This is a genomic window from Dietzia sp. Cai40 (genome assembly GCF_014145165.1).
In the GTDB taxonomy this organism is placed as follows: Bacteria; Actinomycetota; Actinomycetes; order Mycobacteriales; family Mycobacteriaceae; genus Dietzia; species Dietzia natronolimnaea.
The window spans coordinates 1-6,545 of sequence record NZ_JAALEB010000007.1 but is presented as its reverse complement, the minus strand read 5'-3'; the positions used below and the strand labels follow the sequence as shown (position 1 = coordinate 6,545).

The 6,545-nt window shown below is 71.7% G+C and carries 6 protein-coding genes; 4 read left to right on the top strand and 2 right to left on the bottom strand.

The genetic code is table 11. The features are described from left to right. The 3 genes from G6022_RS00200 to nudC form a co-directional block, all read left to right on the top strand. Nucleotides 1-603, top strand: a 603-nt coding sequence (locus G6022_RS00200) for a PD-(D/E)XK nuclease family protein (protein ID WP_182690858.1), incomplete at its 5' end; no start/stop codon positions are given. Nucleotides 604-665: 62 nt separating this feature from the next. After that, the gene (locus tag G6022_RS00195) at nucleotides 666-1,745 is read left to right on the top strand and encodes a potassium channel family protein (protein WP_179524802.1); all 1,080 of its coding nucleotides are present in this window, start codon (nucleotides 666-668) and stop codon (nucleotides 1,743-1,745) included. A 98-nt stretch (nucleotides 1,746-1,843) separates the two neighbouring features. Next, complete coding sequence (nudC, locus tag G6022_RS00190; protein WP_182690856.1) at nucleotides 1,844-2,758, top strand: NAD(+) diphosphatase; 915 nt, start codon at nucleotides 1,844-1,846, stop codon at nucleotides 2,756-2,758. Here nudC and G6022_RS00185 read toward each other — a convergent pair. Beyond that, the gene (locus G6022_RS00185) at nucleotides 2,755-3,027 is read right to left on the bottom strand and encodes a mycoredoxin (protein ID WP_179524804.1); all 273 of its coding nucleotides are present in this window, start codon (nucleotides 3,025-3,027) and stop codon (nucleotides 2,755-2,757) included. The genes nudC and G6022_RS00185 overlap by 4 nt on opposite strands. An 85-nt stretch (nucleotides 3,028-3,112) precedes the next feature. Between G6022_RS00185 and G6022_RS00180 the strand changes: the two genes are divergently transcribed. After that, the gene (locus G6022_RS00180; protein ID WP_338404176.1) at nucleotides 3,113-5,233 is read left to right on the top strand and encodes an ATP-dependent DNA helicase UvrD2; all 2,121 of its coding nucleotides are present in this window, start codon (nucleotides 3,113-3,115) and stop codon (nucleotides 5,231-5,233) included. 21 nt (nucleotides 5,234-5,254) lie between these two features. Here G6022_RS00180 and G6022_RS00175 read toward each other — a convergent pair. Then, nucleotides 5,255-6,545, bottom strand: a 1,291-nt coding sequence (locus tag G6022_RS00175; protein WP_182690854.1) for an AarF/ABC1/UbiB kinase family protein, incomplete at its 5' end; no start/stop codon positions are given.

Genomic DNA, 6,545 nt, shown 5'->3' with positions numbered 1-6,545 from the left:
GATCCCGACGCGTTCACCGATCGCCTCCGCCGACCGGTGCCGTTCCGGCCCGACCGCTTCGCCCGTCGCGGAACGCGGTTCCACCTGTGGCTGGAACACCGCTTCGGGGCCACCCACCTGCTGGACATCGACGATCTCCCCGGCGCCGGGGACCATGGCGCGGTCGACGGTGTGTCGGAGTCGGACCTCACGGCGTTGCAGCAGGCCTTCGAATCGTCGCGATGGGCCCGACAGACACCCGAGGCGGTGGAGGTGCCGTTCGAGGTCGGACTCGGGGAGCATCTGCTGCGTGGCCGCATGGACGCGGTGTTCGCGGACGGGGACGACTGGATCGTCGTCGACTGGAAGACCGGGCGGGTCCCTGGCCCCTGGGAGATGCCCGCGGTCTCGCTCCAGTTGGCGGTCTACCGCTACGCGTGGGCGAGAGTCCTCTCCGCCAGGCTCGGACGACCGGTCGAACTCCACAGGGTCCGGGCCGCCTTCCACTACGTCCGCGCCGGGAGGACCGTCGAACCGGCCGATCTCCCCGACGCGGAGGAGCTGCTCCGACTCCTCTCCACCGGACCGGGGAGAGGCCGGTTGTTGTCCGACGGTGACCGATAGGCCACGATGGTCCCGGTGACCCCGATGATCGACGGCGGTCCCGTCCCGGAACGGAGCTGCCGATGGTGAGGAAGCGCGCACTCGCGTCCCGTGTCCGCAGCAGCGACCCCTTGGACGAGAGCCCCGACCACATCCTCGTGGGCGTGGTGAGCATCCCCGCGAACGCCGAGAGCCCGTGGCGGCTCATCGGCAAGCGCGTCCTGATGGCCGTGCTCACGCTGGCCCTGGCGGCCCTCGTGGTGTATCTCGATCAGGAGGGGTATGAAGGCGGCGGTGGGGCCGACGGCCGGATCACGGTCGTCGACGCCTTCTACTACGCCACCGTCTCCCTCTCGACCACGGGTTACGGGGACATCTCCCCGATCACCCAGCAGGCGCGGCTGCTGAACGCCATTCTGATCACGCCGCTGCGCGTGCTCTTCCTGATCCTGCTCGTCGGTACCACCCTGTCGGTGCTCACCGAGCAGTCCCGTCAGGCCCTCAGGATCCAGCGTTGGAGGAACCTCGTGCGTAACCACACCGTCGTCGTCGGCTACGGCACCAAGGGAAGGTCGGCCGTCGCGGCGATGCTCGCCGACGAGATCGCCCCCGACGACATCGTCGTGGTCGACACCGACCCCCAGGCACTCAGGTCCGCGGCCGCCCGCGGACTGGTCACCGTCCAGGGCTCGGCCACCCGGTCGGACGTCCTCAAGCTCGCGGGCGTCACCCGCGCCGCGGCCGTGGTGGTGGCGACCAACTCCGACGACACCGCGGTGCTGGTCACGCTGACCGCGCGCGAGCTGGCGCCCAACGCCAAGATCGTCGCCACCGTTCGTGAGTCGGACAACAAGCATCTGCTGAAGCAGTCGGGCGCGGACTCCGTGGTGGTCTCCGCCGAGACGGCCGGGCGCCTGCTCGGCCTGGCGACCATCACCCCGACCGTCGTGGGGATGATGGAGGACCTGCTGACCCCCGACGAGGGGTTCTCCATCGCCGAACGGCGCGTGGAGGAGTCCGAGGTCGGCGGCTCGCCGCGCCATCTGGCCGAGCTCGTCCTGGGAGTGGTCCGCAAGGGTCAGCTGATCAAGGTCAACGAACCCGAGGCGGACGCCCTGGAGACCGGGGACCGCCTGCTCTACATCAAGATGGTCTCGGGCTGAGACCAGGGCCGGCGACGCGGGCGGTCCGGGTGGCCGCGGCGTCCGCCGGGCTGGCACGCTGACCGCTCCCTCAAGATCTGCGAGAAGGAACCCCGACCATGCCGCTGGACTTCAGCCTCGACTCCGACCCCGTGCTGTCCGTCGCCGCGCCCGACCGGGCCGCGCCGCTCAGGCAGGACGTCGACGGTCTGTCGCGGGGATGGGCCACCGCGCGGGTGCTGCGGGTCGACCGCCGCAACCGGTTCGCCACGGACCCGGCGGCCGGGGGCCGTCGACGCATCCGGTTGGAACCCGCGTCGGACCACGCCGAGGAGCTGCCGGAGACCGCGGTGTTCCTCGGGCGTACGGACGAGGGGCGCCACATCTGGGCCCTGGCCGTGGAGGAGCTGCCCGATGACCCGGCGGTGGCGTCACTCCGGGTGACCGGAGCGGACCTGGTCGAGGGCGACGGCTCACTGGCCTCGCAGGCCCTCGCCCTGCTCGGCTGGCACCGGGACACCGTGCGGGGCCGGGAACCGCAGCACCATCCGCGCCGCGTGGACGCGGGCTGGGCCATCGAGGACCCGTTCCACGGAGGACCCGAGTACCCACGCACGGACCCGGCCGTGATCTGCCTGGTCCACGACGGTGGGCGCCGGGTGCTCCTGGCACGTCAACCGGTCTGGCCGGCCGGGATGTACTCCCACGTCGCCGGATTCGTGGAGGCGGGGGAGTCCCTGGAGGGTTGTGTCCGGCGCGAGGTGAAGGAGGAGGTCGGCGTGGAGGTCGACCGGGTCCGCTACCTCGGCAGCCAACCCTGGCCGTTCCCCCGCTCACTGATGGTGGGTTTCCACGCGGTCGGGGACCCGGACGCGCCGATCGTGCTCGAGGACGAGGAGATCAGTGAGGCCGCCTGGTTCGACGTCGACGAGGTCCGCGCCGCGCTCGACGGACGGGGCGACCTCATGGTGGCCCCACCGGTATCGATCGCCCACGTGATGCTCCGGTCGTGGGTCGCCGCGGTGGACCGTTAGGCGTCCGCGAGCTCGGCGAGCTTGGCCCTCACCTGGGAGGCCGGGGGGTTGGTGGCGGTGGTGCCGTCCGAGTACAGCGCCGTCGGGACGACGCGGTTGCCGCCGTTGACGCTCTCGACGAACGCCGCGGCCTCGGCGTCGGCGTCCACGTCGATCTCCGTGTAACCGATCTCCTTCTCGTCCAGCAGCTTCTTGAGCCGGGTACAGAAGGGGCACCACGTGGTGGTGTAGAGGGTCAGGGCCTCGGCATCGTTCGTGAGATCGCTCATGACGGGGTCCAACGCTCGGAGACCGGGGAATCATCCCGGGGGAGGCCCACGGCGATGTGTCGGGGCCGGATGCCACCATGGTGGCGTGGATGACGTGCGGCGTGACCGGGACTCGGCCCTCGACGGACTGGACCCCCAGCAGCGGCGGGCAGTCCTGGCGCCCCGCGGACCCGTCTGCATCCTCGCGGGCGCGGGGACCGGCAAGACGCGCACCATCACCCGGCGCATCGCCCACCTGGTGACCACCGGACACGTCCGTGGGGACCAGGTCCTGGCCGTCACGTTCACCGCCCGCGCGGCAGGGGAACTGCGCATGCGGCTCGCCGGGCTGGGCGTGGCGGACGCGGGGACGGGGCCGGTCCAGGCGCGGACCTTCCACTCGGCGGCCCTGCGCAACCTCTCCTACTTCTGGCCGCGGGTCTACGGCGAGGAACCCTGGCAGCTGCTCGACGGACAGTTCCGGGCGGTCGCGCAGGCGGTCCGCCGGGTGGGGCTGGATCCCTCGACGGAGACGATCCGGGACGTCCTCACCGAGATCGGCTGGGCCAAGTCCAGTCTGCTCACCCCCGACACGTACGCCGAGCGGGCGGTCGCACTCAGTCGTGACCTCCCGGCCCCCGCCCCGGAGGTGGCGCGGGCGTTCCGGGCGTACGAGGATCTCAAGGTGTCGGGCCCGGTCCGCATGCTCGACTTCGACGATCTGCTGGGACACATGGCGGAACTGGTGGAGGAGGTCCCGGCGATCGCGGAGGAGTTCCGGGACCGCTACCGGTGCTTCGTGGTGGACGAGTTCCAGGACGTCACCCCCGCCCAGCAGCGCCTGCTGTCGGCCTGGCTCGGTCGGCGCGACGACCTCACCGTGGTGGGCGACGTCAACCAGACCATCTACTCCTTCGCCGGGGCCGATCCGGACTATCTGCTCGGATTCGCCGAGCGCTACCCGGAGGCGACCGTCGTCCGCCTGGAGTCGGACTACCGGTCCACCCCGCAGGTGGTCGACCTGGCCAACGCGGTGATCGGGGCCGGCGCGGGGCGGTTCCGATCAGCCGGTCTCACCCTCCGGGGAATGCGTCCGGCGGGGCCCGACCCCGTCCTCACCGAGTATCCGGACGAGGACGCGGAGGCGGAGGCGGTCGCCGGGGCGATCGCCGATCTGGTCCACGGTGGGCTCGACCCCTCGGAGGTCGCGGTCCTCTACCGCGTCAACGCGCAGTCGGAGCGCATCGAGGCCGCGCTGGACGAGGTGGGGATCGGTTATCGGCTCAAGGGTGGGGAGGGCTTCTTCGACCGGACGGTGATCAGGCGCGCGATGTCGGCGATCGACAGACTGGTCGACGGCACCGACGAGGCGGTCACGGAGGAGCACTCCGCGCTCACCGACCCCACCGACGTCGCGCGGGTGATCCGGGCGTCACTGGAACCGTTGGGTCTCACGGCCGCCGAGCCGTCGGGCGCCCAGGCCCGGGAGAAGTGGGAGTCGCTGACCGCGCTGATGGGCCTCGTGGAGGAGATCGCCACCACCGAGGACCGCCCCGGACTACTCCCGGTGGTCGCCGGTCTGAGAGCCCGCGCCGCCGCGAGGCACGCCCCTGACCAGCGCGGGGTGACCCTGGCGTCGTTCCACGCCGCCAAGGGGCTCGAATGGGATGCGGTGTTCCTCCTCGGGGTGCACGAGGGCAGCCTGCCCATCAGTCACGCGATCAAGGCCGGGCCGGACGCCATCGAGGAGGAGCGGCGACTGCTGTACGTGGGGGTCACCCGGGCACGGGAGCACCTGTCCGTCTCGTGGAGCCGCAGCCGACGGGCCGGGGGCCGCGCCACTCGCCGTCCCAGCCGTTTCCTCGACCCGGTCCGCCCGGCACCGGCGCCCGGGGGAAGCCGCCAGACGTCCGACTCCCCGGACAAGGGGCGTTGTCGCGGATGCGGGGAGCGGCTCACCGGGCCGATGCACCGGGCGCTGGGATCGTGCCCCGACTGCTCGGTGGAGGTCGACACCGGGTTGTTCGAGCGGCTGCGCGACTGGCGCAGGGAGACGTCGGAACGCATCGGCAAACCCGCGTACACGGTGTTCACCAACGACACTCTCGTGCAGATCGCCCGCGAGCGTCCCGCGGACACCCGGGCGCTCGGGCGCATCGGCGGGATCGGGGCGCACAAGCTCGGCGAGTACGGGGACGATGTCCTCCGCCTGGTCAGGGAGGGCTGATCCCGGCCGGTCCGGAGTGGCTCACTCCTCGTCGGGGAAGATCTCCGGCATCCAGCGATGGACGATCTGCCGGTACGGGGCGGTCGCCTCGAGCTGGCACAGCATGCCCACCGAGGCCGAGAGCACCCGGTGGATGAGGACGTATTCGCGGGGAAGCGTGAAGGACCGCGAGGTCCGGAACTCACGGCCGGAGACGTCCCCGTACACCGCCATGATCCCCTGCATCCACTTGCGGTCGAAGTGGAACTCGGGCTTGCGCATCGGCTCGATGAAGGGCCCGAGGAAGGCCATCGCGTCCGCGGGGTCCAACCCGCCCCGGCCCACGTACCCGGAGCGCGTCATGAGGGCGAGCAGCTCCTCGGACTCCCCGGCCAGCGCGAGCCGCATCATCGAGGTGAGAACCGCGGGCATGCCGTCCGGTAGCGGGAGTGACGCCCCGAAGTCCAGCACCACCATCCGACCGTCGTCCGCGAGGAGGAAGTTGCCGGGGTGCGGGTCGCCGTGCATCATCCTCGCGCGGGCGGGGGAACAGAACTGGAACTCCGCCAGCAGTCCACCGGCCCGGTCGCGCTCCTCCTGGGTCCCGCTCGCGGCGATCCGGCCGAGCGTGCGACCCTCGGCCCACTCGGTGACCAGGACCTTCGGGGCGGAGGCGAGCACGGCGGGGACGCGGATCAGCGGGTCGTCGCGGAACGCGGCGGCGAACACCCGCTGCGTGTCGGCCTCCCCCCGGTAGTCCAGTTCGGCCACGGCGCTGTCGTACAACTCGTCGATGACCCCTTTGACGTCGGTGCCGGGGTTGAGGGGCCGCAGGAGCGGGGAGAGACGTCGGAGCTGACGGAGGTCCGAGCGCAACGCCTCGTCGGCCCCGGGGTACTGGATCTTCACCGCCACCTCCCGACCGTCCGACCAGACCGCGCGGTGCACCTGCCCGATCGAGGCCGCGGCGGCCGCGGAGGTGTTGAACTCGGCGAACCGCTCCCGCCACCGCAGGCCGAGTTGGGTGTCGAGGACCTGCTCGACCTCGGCGGGGGGCAGCGGCGGAGCCTCGGCCTGGAGCTTGGTGAGCGCCTCGCGGAACGGGCCCGCGTACTTGTCGGGCATCCCGGCCTCGAACACGCTGAGAGCCTGACCCACCTTCATCGCCCCGCCCTTGAGCTCTCCGAGCACGGCGAAGACCTGTTCGGCCGCCTGGTCGGCCAGCTCCTCGGTCAGTACGCCCTCGCCCCTGCCCAGAGCTCGACGTCCCAGCGACCCGGCGGCTCGTCCGGCGATTCCCAGGGGCAGGCCTGCGAGGCGCGCTGCTCGGCGG